The sequence below is a fragment of the Paenibacillus sp. cl130 genome (assembly GCF_900116035.1).
GTDB lineage: Bacteria > Bacillota > Bacilli > Paenibacillales > Paenibacillaceae > Paenibacillus > Paenibacillus polymyxa_B.
Genome location: NZ_FOYG01000001.1, coordinates 1,063,971 through 1,080,470 on the forward strand (window position 1 = coordinate 1,063,971; position 16,500 = coordinate 1,080,470).

16 protein-coding genes are annotated in these 16,500 nt (G+C 47.8%); 3 read left to right on the forward strand and 13 right to left on the reverse strand.

All coding sequences use genetic code 11. From position 1 onward, the window contains the following. The 5 genes from BM358_RS05075 to BM358_RS05090 all read right to left on the reverse strand — a co-directional run bounded on the left by BM358_RS05075 (position 1) and on the right by BM358_RS05090 (position 4,895). On the reverse strand, positions 1-303 hold the full coding sequence (locus BM358_RS05075; RefSeq protein ID WP_025720436.1) for a lasso peptide biosynthesis PqqD family chaperone: 303 nt from the start codon (positions 301-303) through the stop codon (positions 1-3). Next, entirely contained in the window at positions 290-1,333 is a 1,044-nt protein-coding gene (locus BM358_RS05080) for a dephospho-CoA kinase (RefSeq protein ID WP_028543090.1), read from the reverse strand. The genes BM358_RS05075 and BM358_RS05080 overlap by 14 nt, the downstream gene beginning before the upstream one ends. Before the next feature lie 190 nt (positions 1,334-1,523). Beyond that, on the reverse strand, positions 1,524-1,652 hold the full coding sequence (locus BM358_RS26180) for a paeninodin family lasso peptide (RefSeq protein ID WP_023987454.1): 129 nt from the start codon (positions 1,650-1,652) through the stop codon (positions 1,524-1,526). Between the two features lie 52 nt (positions 1,653-1,704). Next, a complete protein-coding gene (locus BM358_RS05085; protein ID WP_028543091.1) occupies positions 1,705-3,630 on the reverse strand; it encodes an asparagine synthase-related protein in 1,926 nt (641 codons plus the stop codon). After that, a complete protein-coding gene (locus tag BM358_RS05090) occupies positions 3,627-4,895 on the reverse strand; it encodes a sulfotransferase family protein (protein ID WP_028543092.1) in 1,269 nt (422 codons plus the stop codon). The genes BM358_RS05085 and BM358_RS05090 overlap by 4 nt, the downstream gene beginning before the upstream one ends. Positions 4,896-5,109: 214 nt before the next feature. Here BM358_RS05090 and ligD point away from each other — a divergent pair, with 214 nt between their 5' ends. After that, on the forward strand, positions 5,110-6,012 hold the full coding sequence (gene ligD / locus BM358_RS05095) for a non-homologous end-joining DNA ligase (RefSeq protein WP_013309189.1): 903 nt from the start codon (positions 5,110-5,112) through the stop codon (positions 6,010-6,012). Positions 6,013-6,081: 69 nt separating this feature from the next. Here the strand turns inward: ligD and BM358_RS05100 are convergent, their stop codons facing one another. Both BM358_RS05100 and cls read right to left on the reverse strand, forming a co-directional pair. Next, the gene (locus BM358_RS05100) at positions 6,082-7,026 is read right to left on the reverse strand and encodes a YitT family protein (protein ID WP_023987451.1); all 945 of its coding nucleotides are present in this window, start codon (positions 7,024-7,026) and stop codon (positions 6,082-6,084) included. Between the two features lie 195 nt (positions 7,027-7,221). Then, complete coding sequence (cls, locus tag BM358_RS05105; protein WP_028543093.1) at positions 7,222-8,652, reverse strand: cardiolipin synthase; 1,431 nt, start codon at positions 8,650-8,652, stop codon at positions 7,222-7,224. A gap of 146 nt (positions 8,653-8,798) precedes the next feature. Here cls and BM358_RS05110 point away from each other — a divergent pair, with 146 nt between their 5' ends. Together BM358_RS05110 and BM358_RS05115 are read left to right on the forward strand one after the other, a co-directional pair. Next, entirely contained in the window at positions 8,799-9,830 is a 1,032-nt protein-coding gene (locus tag BM358_RS05110) for a M23 family metallopeptidase (protein ID WP_028543094.1), read from the forward strand. Between the two features lie 45 nt (positions 9,831-9,875). Beyond that, positions 9,876-10,337: a bactofilin family protein gene (locus tag BM358_RS05115; RefSeq protein WP_028543095.1), complete on the forward strand. Its 462-nt coding sequence runs from the start codon at positions 9,876-9,878 to the stop codon at positions 10,335-10,337. A 39-nt stretch (positions 10,338-10,376) separates the two neighbouring features. Here the strand turns inward: BM358_RS05115 and BM358_RS05120 are convergent, their stop codons facing one another. The 6 genes from BM358_RS05120 to BM358_RS05145 form a co-directional block, all read right to left on the reverse strand. Beyond that, positions 10,377-11,462: an AI-2E family transporter gene (locus BM358_RS05120; RefSeq protein WP_023987447.1), complete on the reverse strand. Its 1,086-nt coding sequence runs from the start codon at positions 11,460-11,462 to the stop codon at positions 10,377-10,379. A 243-nt stretch (positions 11,463-11,705) separates the two neighbouring features. Continuing rightward, entirely contained in the window at positions 11,706-12,488 is a 783-nt protein-coding gene (locus BM358_RS05125; protein WP_023987446.1) for an ABC transporter permease, read from the reverse strand. Further along, complete coding sequence (locus BM358_RS05130) at positions 12,481-13,401, reverse strand: ABC transporter ATP-binding protein (protein WP_023987445.1); 921 nt, start codon at positions 13,399-13,401, stop codon at positions 12,481-12,483. Before BM358_RS05130 ends, BM358_RS05125 begins: the two co-directional genes overlap by 8 nt. 109 nt (positions 13,402-13,510) lie before the next feature. Beyond that, the gene (locus tag BM358_RS05135; RefSeq protein WP_028543096.1) at positions 13,511-14,002 is read right to left on the reverse strand and encodes a hypothetical protein; all 492 of its coding nucleotides are present in this window, start codon (positions 14,000-14,002) and stop codon (positions 13,511-13,513) included. 131 nt (positions 14,003-14,133) lie between these two features. Beyond that, positions 14,134-15,111, reverse strand: a complete 978-nt coding sequence (locus BM358_RS05140) for an LCP family glycopolymer transferase (RefSeq protein ID WP_028543097.1) — start codon at positions 15,109-15,111, stop codon at positions 14,134-14,136. Positions 15,112-15,125: 14 nt separating this feature from the next. After that, positions 15,126-16,466, reverse strand: coding sequence for a UDP-glucose dehydrogenase family protein (locus BM358_RS05145; protein ID WP_028543098.1), 1,341 nt, complete (start codon positions 16,464-16,466; stop codon positions 15,126-15,128). Positions 16,467-16,500 lie beyond the last annotated feature (34 nt).

A 16,500-nucleotide genomic window follows, 5' to 3' on the forward strand; every position in this document is an offset into this window, starting at 1 on the left:
TTATACCGACTCCCGTAGAAGCTTTAACAGTCCTTCCCGCTCCAACTCAGCCACAAAGGTATGTACCTGCTGTCTGCACTGTTCCTCGTCCACCTCATATTCATTCGTCAGGACAGTTACGATATCGCCAAGTGAAGGACCGGATTCTGCCAGTTCCCAGATTCGTCCTCCTGTGAAGCCTAAGTTATAATATTTACCAGTGTTAATGCTCATCATCACTTTTTCTCCGTCCATATCACTGACATAGACCTCTTCACCGTAAATGACGCGATAATGGTCTTTAGCTGGATTAGTGGCTGCCATAACTCTTTTCCTCCTTACGAATGATATCAAGTACCCGTTGTACAACCTCGGACGCAGTAAAGACGGAACTATCCCTCAGCAGCCGCCAGCCCTCTACTTTACGAGCCATCCTAGCCGATGTATCAAACGACCATTCACTCAAACCCATTCGCGGAATAATCACCCTACGATATGTATGTTGTAGTAATGTATGCAAGCACTCCAGAACGTTCAAGGGCTGTTCCGTAACCGCCACTAGCTCCCCTTCGCGCATCAACGCACGGATTGGAGAATCTGCCACAAGCTCGAATACGCCCCCTAAGGGCAGCGGATCGTTAAAAAATTCATCTACGGCGGGTACAGCATATTTATTCAGCTCACCTGCAAGCATACGCAGATCACTGTATTGTGGCATTACAGAATTGCCATCAGTTAGGGACCGTATGTTATTTCTTTTGCGTGCATGCTTGTTCTCCCGTAAAGCCTCCAGTTGGAGCAAGCTATCCAACCCCAGCTTTTGCTGCGGATAAGCTGGATACACGATGGCTGAGGAAGCCGTAGCTTTTACAGCAATCACGTCATCACTAACCATCTGATAACCTGCCTGCCTAAAAGCAGCAGCCAGTGTCGATTTGCCCGTACCCGATTCACCCACAAATGCATAGGCCCTCTCCCCGATGACGACCGCACTTCCGTGAATAGGTAATATTCGTCTTTGCATCAGCAGAACACCCATGCATGTACCCAGCACAAACAGCCGCACGGTGTCAGGATCGGCCCCGGAGAATATGCTTACCTCGATCTCCTTGCCTTCCCTGACGGCATAAATGGCCGTGCCTGGTATTTGGAACATAAATCGCTCATCTAGCATCACAAAATTGGCCTGCTCCAGCTGACCACTCCATGCAGTTAAATCAGCCTGTCGAATGACTACATCCTCTACTGCTTCCGGTGCTGCCAGGATCAGCTCAGGCAGATTCAGCTCACTGGCAATTCTGAGTCCAAAGGCTATATATTTCGTCCAACTGACATTTGCACTCCTGTCATGCACGATAGGACTCACTCCTCTGTCCTTAAAAATCCCGTCTTTATTTCTTGGGCAGTACCTCTAACCCGAAGAAATAAAGACGGCTTTGTATTGAATACGAGTCCAATGGATTATGCTATTCTCGTTCATTCAGTCGTTATCGGACCAGTTTTTTTGCTTCCAGCCCAACATCGGCTGCATGTATAACCATGTGTTAGCTTGGATTATGAAGATCGGCATCGTGGTCAGACACCCAGTCAATCTGTTTCCAGCCTTTACCCGCCATAGTCTGGTTAATATCCAGCACCTCTATCGTCGGTTCCTGCCATTCTTTTTTACTCATCTCATCACCTCCCCTCCAACGAATGGCGAACTGTCTGACCGGATAGGTTCGATCAGTTCAATCTACAGAGAAAACGGTACACGATCAGGCTATGCATTAGTAGTCGTATATTCGGATCAGACGCCTGCTCAGGGCGGGGGTGGTGAAGTTTCGCCATAGCCGTCTTAATAAACTCAATATTGAGATATTCGGCGGCTCGTAAATCATGACACATCAGTTGAAGCTCTCCCATAAACGTATCCCAGCAAGGAAGCATTCGATGTAACCAATCTGCAGGCTGTACACCGCGTACCCGCTGGTTCAACCGAACATCATCAGGTAGATGATCACGCATGGCCGTACGAATGAGGGCACGGTCCCGACCGTTTTGCACATACTGTTCAAAAGGCACCGATAAGCAAAAGCGAATCACTCGGCTGTCTCCGGTCGGATCACGTTCCCACAGGCCATACCGTAGTGAAAGTTTGGTCGCGACCACACCATTTTTGTTAGCAATCGCCAAATTCGAAAATTTCTCTTTTCTCGTCTGATCGGCGTTTTTCATCCAGCCTGTTCCGCTCAATACAGGAATATCTTCTACATGCATCCGTTTGGCAAACTCCGGGTGGATCAGTGAAGGAACGGGACTTCGATTGCTACGCCGCAGCCATGAACGAGATTCAAGCGAAGTCGCTTTTTTCAACATCACAGGGAGTAGATGAGACATACGCCTGCCCGTAAGCTTGCTGTACCGCCACAACCCCTGAAAGGATTGCAACCAGTGCAAACGACGAAACTGCCGGGCATAATAGTCTAGTGCAGGGCCCCACGATACGGTAAAATTGCCTCGTGCCCCGGTCAACAGTACACCGACATTGTGCTCCTGTGCTTTTTCATAAAAACCTCTGATCCAGAAGGAGTTTTCAAAATATTTGTAGGGTGCTTCCATGAGTTCCAGCCAAATATCAATTTCAGAAAACGGACTTTTACCCTCAAAATCCATATAATTCTCGTGAATGTTGCCCACATAGCGAGCCGTAGACTGAATATAGCTTCGTTCGTTCGCCATCAATGTAGGCGGTGTCCAGTCTGTAAAATCTTGAACAGGCACATAGCTGTAGGCATGCAGTGGCTTTTGTTGCAAGTGCAGCGATGGCGCGGCAAAGCTGGCAACCGCCCCGGAATCCAGCCCTCCGCTCAAGGCAGCCCCTACAGCGCGATGCGTCCGTAGTCGGGCAGTGACCGCCTGTGTGAACACCTCGCGGAAAGCTTCTATGTACTCGCCCCCTGTTTTGAGCCGCAGTGGCTCTACCTCATCCAGACATGCATATTTATGAAGGGTTCGCTTCCCCTCCTCCATAGTGAACCAATGTGCAGGAGGAAGCTGGTTGATATGCTTGTATGCGGTCGTTCCGATATCGACGGATTCCTGCATGGCACGGATGGACAAAAATTCGGCTAGCCACGGTTCATGCAGTTCTTTTCGCAGAGAGGACAGGGCCAAAAGTGGAGCGACTACCGTGCTAAACGCGAATCCTCGGTCATGTTGGTAGATGTACAGCGTACGATTTCCTGTCATATCTCGAGCACCATATAATCGATGTTCCTTGGCATCCCAAATGACAAAGGCAAAATCACCTATCAGATAACTGGCTGCTTCCACTCCCCATTTGTCATATGCCAGCAAAATCAGCTCGCTGTCTGTGATATCTTGCCGCCGTTCCTGCTCAACTCCCAGCCGTTCAAACAGCTCGGAACGATTGTCAATAATCGCATCCGCCGTGATTGCCAAATCTCTTAGCTCATCATAGAAGGGAAGACGCTCATGAACAGATTCCGGGGTCACATGCTGGGCATGACAACCCAAAAAAATTGAGCCTTCGCACCAAGCGCATACGCGGTCAGCGGGATATTTTCGCAGGGCTTGCATCATTTTCCCGCCTTCTTCGGTGCTTACGGACTCATGTCCAAAGCTATAGATTCCGGCAATCGCACTCACGTTCTTCCCCCTTTTTCTTTTCCTATGCTTGATAACGCTACAGACGCCAAGCGCCCGAGCTTACGGGCAAAGAGGCTGCGAGATCGGAGACCTTGATTTGGGCGTTGATAGCTTTGGAGCTGAGCGATAAGACGGTTCCGCTCCTCATAGCTATGTGCCAACCTGTTTTCCAGTGATTGGATCCGCCGATCGTTCACGATCTGGTCCACCTCCATCCTTGCCAGATCTTGAGGTACAGTATGATGGGTTGCATTTATCACAAGTTCTCTGTTATCTGCATCCCGGTCTTCCAGCATCCGATAAGCTGCCTTCCATTCAAAGCCGCTTTGTTGGAGAAATTGTTGTGTACGTTGACTCAGCAGCTCTATATCCGGCTCCTCTTCAAAGCGGACTCCAGTCATCTGCTCAGCCTGCTCCAACGCTTCCGCGTAACCAAGCTGCCTAAACATGCGGGACCCAATGCTTCTGCAATATAGCTCAATTTCCGTTTTACTCAACAAATGTTGCCAGCTATGTACCGAATCCTGATGCGCCTGCTCATGCTCTCCTACGAATGGATCACCCGCTCCCATACTATAAAAAAGACTGGATTTGGGCGTATCCGCAAAGTCTCCGTACTTTTCCATCCCCGGCTCATACTTGATCCCCAGAAAACCGCACAGCTTCTCGATCTCCATCGTTGGATTGGATACGAGTTGTTCATACCTAAGCGGGTATGCAAGTGGATGAGGTGTAGCAAAATAATGAGCATAACGGAACAAACCAACCGTAATATCCGTCATTTTCATATTAAAATGCGGACTCCCCAGTTCCTCCAGCAGTTGAAAACGTCCATTCCGTAGCTGATTGACCTTTTTGAATGAGGCCACAATGGCTAAAGGATTCCGGATAAGCCACAGCCTGCGGGCATCAGGGAATAAACGGTCTATAAATTCCAGCACCGTATAGTAACGCGGGGATTTGTCGATAAGCATATCTGCTGTAGTTCCTTGAAGCAGACCATTATATATTTCAAGTGCATACGAACGGGAGGCCTGCTCCAGTACATCGGAGGAAACCATACCTTTAAAAAATTGCCGAAGTATCCCTGTTCCTCCATATGGCCGTGCATGTGACTGAGGAAGATCATATAAACTGAGCAGAAACCACATTTCCTGTGTGGCAAACAGGCGGGAATGGTTTTGCAAAATGGCGGTAAGCAGCGAGCTTCCACTCCGAGGGACACTTAACAGGAATACCAGCCCTCCGCCTTGCTTTTCAATCAAGCAAACTCCTCCTCTACCTCTGCTCAAGACACTTTAATAGATACATATCGTATTTTTTATTATAAATTTATGATACATAATGTATCTTGTCAATCCCTTTGATGGATAAATTCAGCACTTCACGTTCATGTTAAACCATATGTAGATCTATAAGCTCAACAATCAGCCTGTAAATAAAGATTTTTCTGCATGTTAGCCCAAGGAGGATAGCATTATGGGACAAGCTGTTAAAGGTACTATTACCATTGAAGGTCAGGAAATTCCTATCACCAACCCGGATAAACCACTGTGGCCTGAAGCAGGCGTGACTAAGGCGCTATATCTTCGCAAGCTCGCGGTATTGGCTCCCTTCCTGCTCAAATATTGCCATCATCGTCTGCTGACCGTCATCCGCTGGCCACATGGGATTCACGGTGATTTTTTTTATCAGAAAAATGCCCCACGTCCTCGGCCGGACTATATTGAAACCGCTCTGCATGATGGTATTGAATATATCGTGCTCGGCAAATTGCCACAACTTCTCTGGCTTGGTAATCAAGCTGCGTTGGAATTCCACCCCTCTCTGCATGAAGCGGGAAGCAAGCTGCCCTGTGAATGGATGATTGACCTTGATCCATCCAGAGAGGTGGAGCCACGTATTATGGAGGCAGCCTCTATTGTCGGTGAAGTACTGGCTTCGCTTGGTTTGGATTCCGTCCCCAAAACTTCCGGGGCCACAGGTGTACAAATTATCGTTCCGATCCGTACAGGCATAACCTTCGACGAACTTCGCAGCATCGGGCTATTAGTTGGACAGTTTGTGACAGAAAAGCACCCGCATCTGTTCACACTCGAACGGTTAAAGAAGGATCGGGGAACAGCCATCTATTTTGATTATTTGCAGCATTATCAGGGGAAAACTCTGGCCGCTCCTTATACCCCGCGGGCACGCCCTGGCGCTACGGTCTCCACTCCGCTAACATGGGAAGAGGTACGGCAAGATGTATCACCACTTGACTACCATTTGCTGAATATTGAGGAACGACTAAACCAGGTAGGCGACTTGATCGACAAGGTTCCTCCCCAGCCCGTAGAAGACGTCCTCAAGCATATGCGCACCAAGGCACACCGAACCTGATCCATGCTTGGAAGAACAAAAAAGGGGACGAACCCCGCAGCCATTAGGCTGAGAAATTGTCCCCTTGCGCTAGTGTATTCCTTTTTTCTTAAAGCGTCCGCCCTTCACATCGTGAATGTTACCGATCGCAACGAAAGCGTGCGGGTCCCAATCTTCAACGATGCTCTTCAGCTTCGCTTCCTCCAGTCGGGTAATGACGACGAAAATCACTTTCTTGCTTTCGCCCGTAAAGCCGCCTTCACCTTCCAGATAAGTTACGCCCCGTCCAAGACGATCCGTCAGGGCATCCCCAATATCACGGTATTTTTCACTAATAATCCAGACCGATTTGGACTGATCCAGACCTTCAATCGTAATATCAATCATTTTCATGGCAATATAATAAGCAATCATGGAATACAGGGCATTCGGCCAACCGAACACAAAACCTGCACTTCCCAGAATGAAGATATTAACGAACAGTACGATCTCACCGACCGAAAAAGGAGTTTTTTCACTGACGAGAATAGCTACGATCTCTGTTCCATCCAGCGAGCCGCCGGACCGAATCACAAGACCCACCCCAACGCCGAGAATGACGCCCCCAAAGATAGCACCCAATAGTGGTTCGCCAGGAGTCAATGCACTTACATTGTGAAGTAACGCGGTACCGATGGACATCACGATAATGCCAAATAATGTGGATAAAGCGAAGGTTTTACCGATTTGTTTGTATCCGATAAGTAAAAATGGAAGGTTCAACAGGGTCAGGAAAATACCGAGTGGATAGCCAGTAATCTTGGAGGCCATAATGGAAATACCTGTGACGCCTCCGTCGATAACGCCGTTAGGAACCAGAAATATTTCGAGGCCCACTGCCATAAGCGTCGCACCAAAAATAATCATGGCCGCACGCTGAAACAGGCGTTTTGCTTTGTTCTTCGGATTAGCTGGAATTTTGCTGATCTTGGTCAACTCTCCGGTTACATCTGTGATTTCAGACAGATTTTGAACTTCCTTGCTCACTACACTCATATATAAATCCCCCCGTTACAGTATGGTATATTGGACCGAAAAAGGGGCTGCTATTCGCAGTCCCCTCTCCTTTACCGCGCTTGTGTTATATGAATAGTATACCATAAAACTGTGATTTTGCGCAAAAAAGTTAGCAAAGAGCACATAAATCACAATAAAGCGGGATTATATCGATAAAAACGGCGAAAACCGCCTTTAAAGGAGTGGAGAGAGCATGCGAGTTAGAATTTCAGCTATTTTCTGAGATCGAGGCCGTCTGCGGAACACGTTTAAATCTATGCGTGAGGAGTTGGAAATGTCCTCTACAAAATCTTCCGAAAGCCGTTCCAGTGCTGAATTAGCAAAAACTATAGCGGTCAACTCAAAATTATAGAAAAAGCTGCGCATGTCCATATTGGCGGTCCCGACCGAGCCGAGTAAATCATCGACAATCACCACTTTGGCGTGAATAAATCCTTTTCGATATTGGTAGAACTCCACCCCTGCCTCCAGCAATTCTTGCACATAGGATAAAGACGCCAGATGAACCAGCTTCGAATCGGATTGGTAGGGAATAATAATTTTCACATCTACGCCACTGACTGCTGCTAGCTTGAGCGCCTCATAAATCCCCAGATCGGGAATAAAATACGGCGTCGTAATCCAAATCCGCTTTTTGGCAACTGTGAGCGCTCCAAAACACATTTCCTGAATCGTATCCCAAACCTGATCGGGACCGCTGCTCAAAATCTGTACTTCCTCATCCCCAGTGCAGGTATGTGGAGGAAATAAATTCACATCCATCAGCCTTTCCCCTGAGGCCAGCTTCCAGTCGCTAAGAAATGCATTTTGCAGAAAATAAACGCTATCTCCTTCAATCTGCAAATGCGTATCCCTCCAAAATCCCACTTTGGGGTATTTTCCGAGATAATCGTCGCCTACATTAATCCCTCCCACAAATCCGATCATGCCGTCCACCACCACGATTTTCCTGTGATTGCGATAGTTAATCCGGCGGTCCAACGTGGCGAAAAACGGAGGTAGAAAATAATGAAATTCCACTCCCGCCTCACTACAGGTACGAATAAAGGAATAGGGCAAATGGTAGCTTCCTACACCGTCCACAACGAATCGTACCTTTACTCCCTCACGTGCCTTGCGGATCATGACCTCTTGAAACTTTCTTCCGATTTCGTCGGCCCGAAATATGTAAAACTCCACATGGATATGATGTTGTGCATGTTCCATCGCTGTCAGCATAGCCTCGAAGGTTTCTTCACCGTTCGTCAGCACACGTGTGCGATTACATCCAGTCAACGGGTTTTCTGACATACGAATTAACTGGTTAAACAGACGCTCCTGATGCTTGAAATGAGGATTATGCATTTGCTCCACATGTTCAATCACCTTGGATTGCGCCCACAGACGCTCGCGAAATTCACGAAACAGCTGCGATCCCCCTTTTCGAACCATTTTGCGCTTCTGATAATCCTGTGCAACAAAGTAGTACACGACAAAGCCAATGAGCGGGAAGCAAAACAAAATAAAAAGCCAGGCTACCGCTTTGGACGGCTTGCGAAATTCAAAGAGCAGGATCGTCCCGGTCTGAAAAATAAAAACAATTAAAACCAACAGCAACCACAGCATGTCTAAGCCTCCTTATATATCTCAGGATTTTGCAAAATCCTCATCTACGTTTTATACTAAGCTCCAATTTTTTTGACATGTTTGCCTCTTAAGCTGAATAGATAGTAACCAAGCACTATAGGAGCGATGTCCGGAAAGGAGCGATTATGAAAAAAGGAAGCCTAAATCGCCGGATGACCCTGCTTGTTATTCGGGATGCACAGCAACCGCCCAAGCAGCTACAATGCTCTACAGCCGCTGTCATTCTCGTCCCAACTCTTGTGATCGCGTCTATCTCTACACTCGTGATCGGGCTGCAAATCCATTCTTCCCATATTATCTCCCAAATGGAAACGAATCTTGCTGTCCAGAGTTTGCAGATGGAGGTCACGGTAGCGGACAAGGATGCAGCCATTGGGCGACTACGGCAGGAAGTCATGGAGCTGACGAATCAAGCCACCAATATTCGTGAACGCCTCCAGCGTGTAACGGAGCTGGAACAGCAAATGCAGCAATTCATTCGTAAACACGGAAACTCATCTGCCACAAGTAACCATAAAAAGACCATGACGCCGCTCTCCTGGGATGCTTCCGGCCATATCGGGGGCGAGCTGATCGCAGTGCATGAAAATACTGCCCTCCTAACTCGCCAGGCAATGGATGATTTTCAGGAGATCGAATCTCTGTTGGACACGGTGGAACGTACGGTTCCCCGCTCTATTCAGCAAGCAAATGCCGTACAGCAGAATCTGGAGCGCAAACAAGCCGCACAGCTACTCCAGACTCGTAGACTGGCTCTTGCCGAGCAAGGGAATCCCTCCGTTTGGCCTGTAGGTTCACGGCGAATGACCTCCAGCTTCGGCTATCGCAGCGACCCTTTTACAGGCAGATCTGCCTTCCATTCAGGCGTGGACATTGCCGGACAAACCGGTGATCCTGTCTATGCAGCAGGAGCTGGCACCGTCTTGGAGGCTGCTTCTAGCGGAGCCCGCGGCAAGTGCATCATCATCCAGCATCCTGACGGACTCCAGAGCTGGTATATGCACCTGAGCGGCATGCAGGTGGCTCCGGGGGATCGTGTCCACAAAGGACAGACCATCGGTCTGCTGGGAAGTACTGGGAGAAGCACAGGACCTCATCTTCATTTTCAGATCGTCAAGCATAACCAACCTGTCGATCCATTACTGTATGTACAATGAGGATTTTTGAAAATATTTACAATAAAAGATTGGGGGAAAACCATCATGTTCAAGGAATCCAAAAAAAAGCTCTCCGCCCCAGCTATGGATACACTGCTCGCTAATGGCACCAGCTTTGAAGGTACAGTTGAGGCAGAGGCCAATATTCGGATTGACGGTCATTTTCAGGGCGATATCCGCAGCACTCGTACTGTCGTCATTGGAGAATCTGCTGTTGTACGTTCGGATATCATCGCACAAGACGTCATTCTTGCCGGTAAGGTGTTTGGCAGCATTACTACAGAAGGACGACTGACCATTACGCCGACAGGTGAACTGTACGGAAATACCGCGACCACTGCATTGGTCATTTCTGAAGGCGGTATACTGGACGGCACAATTCAAATGAACCGAACAAAGGATGTAGAGTTGTCAACTTCTACGGATGAGTCAAACGACGAAACCCAATCTAGTTTCAGCAAAAACAAGGAGCATAGCCAAGCCGCTCTGCAATCCGAAGCAGGATAAAGTCAGTATATACTCCTTTAAATCCAGTGCATTCTCCATTCATTCCATAATATCCTCCACTCTGCGTTCCAAAAATAATTGGTACACCTTGCGTATGACGATTTTTCCGCACATATACAATGGAATCACCAAAATGATACCCAGAATCCCGAGCAGGTCGCCACCAACTAACAGTAAAATAACGACAGTCAACGGATGAATATCCAGCTGCTTGCCAAAAACTATAGGTGACAGCCAATTATCCTGAATTTGCTGTGCAGCGATCACCACGACCAGGGACCAGAGTGCCATCGAAGGTGATTCGAGTAATCCAATAATAACCACAGGTATAGAAGCAGCCACTGCCCCCACATAGGGAATAAAATTAAGAAAAATCGAAATAACGGCAAGCAGCAAGGCATAAGGCAAGCCAATAATTAAAAATCCAAGAAACATCATCACACCCAACGCGACATTAATCAGCACCCGACTCACGATAAAGCTGCTGAGTGCACTATCGATATCTTCCATAACCTCCAATGCGTCCTTGTGATATTTTTTTGGAAAGAAGTTTAGCATTTTAGGGCCAAACTTGCTCCCTTCCTTCAGCATGTAATAGAGCAATATTGGAAAGGTAGCCAATACAATAAAAAAGTAGGACACGAACGATACCAGCTTTACCGAATAATCAGACAGTGTCGAAAAAGCTTCGTTCAACGTATCTGACAGTTGTGACAGCGGGTCTTCACCCGGAGGCAGCACTTGTCTCAAGGATTGATTATGCCGCCATTGGCTCAATTGATCAACCAGACTTTTAATGAGCTTCGGCGCATTTTCAAATAAATTGGTAACTTGATCACGCAGCGTAGGCCACACACCCCATGAGAAAACAAACAATAACACTCCAATGACCAAATAAATCAGCAAGATGGAGATAGATCGTTTGATTTTTCTCCGTTCCATTACATCTACAATCGGCCTCAATAAATAATAGAGGAAAAAAGATAGCATCAACGGTACAACCAGCAAGCTGACCAAAGATACGAGAGGACTGAATATAAAGCTTACTTTGGTGCCCAAGTAAATGATGAGTAATAGCATGACAATACCCGTAGTCAGACGAAAAAAACGATTATTTTGCAGCATATCATGCGGCCCCTCTCTATTCTGTTTCTCTCTACCTCTTTAAACGCAAAATGACCCTATTGATTGATTCTTGCTGAAAATAGATTACAATATACCCCTGCACGCAGAATGTGTAGTAAAAAATGACATAGATACAGGATAAAATAGTCTTAAATGAGGATTTTGCAAAATTATGAGATAACAAAAGGACGTCCAAATGCTAGGCATTTGAACGTCCTTTGTGTTACTCTATGGCACTTCGATTTAGGTCGAAACATCCCGTTTTACGAAAACCACCCAGGCAATGGCGATAAAAATCACATAATAGGCGGCCAGCACGGTGAGCGAAAAGGTTAGACTGGAACTTACCGTACCCGGCGGCATATCTAAATATTTTTTCAGATCCATATGCGTAAATAGAACGTATTTGGTCCATTCAAAACGATCTGTGCTGAACAAGCCAATCGTGTTATAAACTGTTTTGGTGAACATCATGAACAGTGACAGCCCAATCGCCAAGGCACTGGAACGGAAAACAGCGGACAGCATAAAAGCAAAGGCCATCGTCACGAATAAGGCGATATAGCTATACAAGAAGTTCAGTGTTACGTAAGATATCGGATCACTGAACAGCGGAACAGAACCCGCTGGTGCATCCTTGGATAACATCAGCCATGAGGACAGCGTAACCATCAAAATCAAAATGATCGTTCCGAGCAAACTGAACAAAATCACGGATATATACTTGGACAACAATATTTTGCTGCGAGTCCAAGGTCGGATGAGCAGCAGCTTAATCGTTCCCCAAGTAAATTCACCAGCCACCGAATCAGCGGCTACAATGACCGTAAACGTCGTATTGAGGAAAAATGTAAACAACGTCGTCAACGCAATCCCATCCCACACACTGACCTGATCGGAAACCAGGGAAATCAGCATCGGAATCACAGCAGTGATGACCGCCAGCAATCCCAGCATAATCCATGTGCGCACACGCAGGTAAATTTTCAGATTTTCGTTATGTACCAGCTTGAAGAAATCACCCAATGACCCCGCCTCCCGTCACTTCCAAAAATTGATCTTCCAGCGTACGGGCAACCGGGCGAATCGCATATACTTTAATGCCATTTGCAGCCAGCAGGCTGTTCATCTCTGCAATCTGTTCCCGCTCCAGGTGAAGCAGCAGTTGATTACCTTCGACGCGCCCTGCTCCAGCAAGCGCATAAGCTTGTTCGGCATCATTTACCTCAAAAGCAATTTCCGCCTTCTGCACTTCCTCCCCTGTATTCTTCAGTTGCTTGATATCAACCAGCCGTCCGCTCTGAATAATAGCTACACGGTCGCACATCAGCTCCATCTCGGACAACAAATGGCTTGATACGAATACAGTAATTCCTTCCGTACGGGTCAATTGACGCAAATAATCCCGCAGTTCACGAATACCCTGCGGGTCCAAGCCATTGGTCGGCTCGTCCAGCACAAGCAGCTTCGGTCGATGCAAAATCGCCTGAGCTACCCCAAGTCGCTGCCGCATCCCGAGCGAGTAGGTTTTTACTTTATCGTGAATCCGATTTCCGAGTCCCACCAGACGAATCGCTTCTTCCACGCGCTCTTGGGTCACGCCAGGAGACATTCGCGCAAAATGCTGCAAATTTTGATAGCCTGTCAAAAACTTGTACATCTCCGGGTTCTCAACAATCGCGCCGACATGGGCAACGGCCTTTTCAAAATCGGTATTGATGCTGTCTCCACAAATATGAATATCGCCCTTGCTGATCGAAATCAGGCCAACCATCATACGGATGGTGGTCGTTTTTCCCGCACCATTGGGTCCAAGGAAACCAAATACCTGCCCCGCCGGAACCTCCAGCGTCAGATCATCCACGATCGCTTTTGAGGAAATGATTTTACTCACACCCTCCATACGTATGACGGGAACCTGTCCTGTCGCTTGCTGCATGCTTTGAAACTCCTTCCATCCGGAGTGAAGCTGTGATCCATTTTACTGTACATTTCCGGTTTTGGAAGTATTGTACCATATTTAACCTTTTAGAAACACCACGCAACCTCTATTCCTTGTCCTTATATATCCAAAGCACCCGCCACTTCTCATCTTCCTGCGTCACATAACAAGGCTGTACGATATCAAAGTTGCCGAATCGGGTCTTGTAATGCTGAGTGACCGTAATACGGTAAACTTTCCCTAACTCTTCTCCATTCTGATCGGTACGAATGTCATATTCAGCCTGCGGCTCCCCCAGTTCAAACGTGAACGTATCCGTCCCCATATCCTGCATAAAAACGTGCGCACGCTGCTGTACATACGTGGACTTCTCGAATTTCTTTTTCATTTGCGAATGAAAAAACTCCCATGAGCCTCCGAAATTTCCCGATTGCTCCATAGTGTAGAACTCGTTCAGTGCTTCTACCGCTTGATCGCCCTCGCCTGTAGACATCACCCCATGCAGACCCAGCCACAGCAGCCATAACAATCCACATATGATTGCAAAATATAATAGCTTACGGACGAACGCCGAAGCCGCTCTCCTTCTAAACAGCACACATTGCCCCTCCCTCTGTTGGACTATACCGAATTCTCTACAGATGTATGTGGGACAAGCCTTTTTTAGAAGACTTTATAAGAAAATAACGGGTGACCTCCCAATAGGGCACCCGTCTACATAAGGCTTACCTAAGGCGATATGGCCTCGGTAAGCATGTGCTTCTCCAGCACTCCATGGATACGCTGGCGTTCCTGCTCATCCACAATGTAATAATACACACCGTTGATTTTACGCCCATGTCCCTTCAGCTCAACGGTATCCATCTGCTTGAGGGACGGACCGATCCGGGTCAGGAAGGTGGTCATATCGTCAAAGGTAATGTCTGTGCGAATCTGCTCCCCCGCTGCCTCCAGTATCGGTTTTACCCTCAACAGCCCTTCCTTGCTGATGGACTGGGCAAGAATTTGCTTGAGTAGCTCCCGTTGGCGAGCATTTCTTCCGAGATCCCCACGTGGATCATCAAAACGCATACGGGCGTAGGCCAACGCCTCAGCCCCGTTCAAGTTCAAATTACCCTGCGCAAAATGATGGCCCTCATATTGAAAATCAAGTGGGTTATGAACCTCGACTCCCCCCACAAGGTCCACCATTTTCGCAAACCCTTCCATGTTCATCTGTACATAGTAATCTATCGGATGGTTCAAAAAATGCTCTACCGTACGGATCGACATATCCACGCCCCCAAAAGCAAAAGCGTGATTGATTTTGTCCTCACGCCCCCTGCCGATCAACTCTGTTCGCGTATCACGTGGGATGTTGAACATCAACATAGAGCCTTCGGCAGGGTTAACAGACAAGACGATCATCGTATCCGATCGTCCTGGATCGTGAGACCGCCGATCTACGCCCAGTACCAGCACGGTGAACGGCTTGAACTGGGAGATGGCTGCCGGATTGGGTGTACTTGATCCAGAGTCTGTATCTACGGATCGCCCTGCTCCGCCCGTTGCAAGGGTAGAAACCGCCCCAGGCTGCACGATGCTGCGCGGATGATACATCGCATTCGCCGCTGTTTTAAAGGAATGATACACATAAGCGGTGTAGGCAGTAGCCCCTACGACCAATAACGCCGCAGCCCCCAATGTCATCTTCAGCCATCGTTTCATATGCAGCCTCCCCTTTACGGATTTACTACAGACTGATGACGATCTACATCCAGATTGTTCATCTGTGGCCTGCCGACAGAATAGTATGCAAAGGCGGATTGTCTGATTTGCTCCTCGCTGTACACATTGCGTCCGTCAATCATAATTGGATACTTCATAAGCTCATTCAGCTCACCCAACCCGATATCACCAAACTCTTCCCATTCCGTCAATAGACACAGTGCGTCACATCCCTCTGCCGCTTCTCGTGCGCTATCTGCCCACGTTACTTCCGAGCTGTCCAGCAGTCGGCGGAAGTTAGCGGTAGCGATCGGGTCATATGCACGAATTTGCGCCCCTGCCTCCAGCAGCGACTGCATGATATCCAGCGCCGGGGCATCTCTTACGTCATCTGTATTCGGTTTAAAGGCCAGCCCCCATATGCCAATCGTGGCTCCTTCCAGATCACCCAGCGCCTCTTTTAGCTTACGAATCACGTTAAAACGTTGCCCCTGATTCACTTCTACCACAGATTTCAGCAGCTTGAATTCATAGTCCACGTTGCCAGCAATTTGGATCAGAGCTTGTGTATCCTTGGGAAAACAGGAACCCCCATAGCCAATACCAGCAGACAAAAAGGAGGAACCGATCCGCTGATCCAGCCCCATACCGTGTGCCACGCGTGTAACGTCTGCGCCCACCTTTTCACAAATATTTGCAATCTCATTAATAAACGAAATTTTGGTCGCCAAAAAAGCATTCGACGCGTACTTGATCATCTCCGCCGAACGGATATCCGTGGTTACGATATTTGTCGTCAACGGTTCGTGCAGTGTAGTCAGCACAGTGGACACATGCGGATCGGAAGCTCCGATGATGATTCGATCTGGCTGAAGGGTGTCTATGACTGCTGAACCTTCGCGTAAAAATTCAGGAACCGAAGCCACACCAAAAGGATAGTTTGTGCGGCTCGCAATCCAATTTTGAATACGTTCGTTCGTTCCGACAGGCACCGTGCTTTTGGTGACAATTACTTTGTAGCCATTCATGGCGTCTGCCACCTCGCAGGCGGCTTCTTCAATATAGGACAGGTTCGCTTCTCCGCCTGGCAGCGAAGGTGTACCGACCGCCAAAATAACAATTTCGGCTGCCTCCACCGAAGCAGCCGTATCTGTTGTAAAGCTTAGTCGGCCTTGTTCTACATTATCTTTAATTAGAGCCTTTAATCCCGGTTCATAAATCGGCACCCCACCTGCACGCAGCTGATGAATTTTGTCCTCATTCTGATCTACACAGACGACGGTATTCCCGAGTGCGGCAAAACAGACCCCCGACACCAGCCCGACATACCCTGCACCAATTACACATAGCTTCAAAGCAACTCCCCCTTTTACATGCTGTCTCATTGCA

What these genes read in the sequence shown, in the direction of transcription:
- BM358_RS26180 (WP_023987454.1), bottom strand. Translation starts at nt 1,652, where the DNA reads ATGAGTAAAAAAGAATGGCAGGAACCGACGATAGAGGTGCTGGATATT.
- BM358_RS05120 (WP_023987447.1), bottom strand. Translation starts at nt 11,462, where the DNA reads ATGCTGCAAAATAATCGTTTTTTTCGTCTGACTACGGGTATTGTCATG.
- BM358_RS05130 (WP_023987445.1), bottom strand. Translation starts at nt 13,401, where the DNA reads ATGCAGCAAGCGACAGGACAGGTTCCCGTCATACGTATGGAGGGTGTG.
- BM358_RS05140 (WP_028543097.1), bottom strand. Translation starts at nt 15,111, where the DNA reads ATGAAACGATGGCTGAAGATGACATTGGGGGCTGCGGCGTTATTGGTC.
- BM358_RS05100 (WP_023987451.1), bottom strand. Translation starts at nt 7,026, where the DNA reads ATGAGTGTAGTGAGCAAGGAAGTTCAAAATCTGTCTGAAATCACAGAT.
- cls (WP_028543093.1), bottom strand. Translation starts at nt 8,652, where the DNA reads ATGCTGTGGTTGCTGTTGGTTTTAATTGTTTTTATTTTTCAGACCGGG.
- BM358_RS05115 (WP_028543095.1), top strand. Translation starts at nt 9,876, where the DNA reads ATGTTCAAGGAATCCAAAAAAAAGCTCTCCGCCCCAGCTATGGATACA.
- BM358_RS05110 (WP_028543094.1), top strand. Translation starts at nt 8,799, where the DNA reads ATGAAAAAAGGAAGCCTAAATCGCCGGATGACCCTGCTTGTTATTCGG.
- BM358_RS05075 (WP_025720436.1), bottom strand. Translation starts at nt 303, where the DNA reads ATGGCAGCCACTAATCCAGCTAAAGACCATTATCGCGTCATTTACGGT.
- ligD (WP_013309189.1), top strand. Translation starts at nt 5,110, where the DNA reads ATGGGACAAGCTGTTAAAGGTACTATTACCATTGAAGGTCAGGAAATT.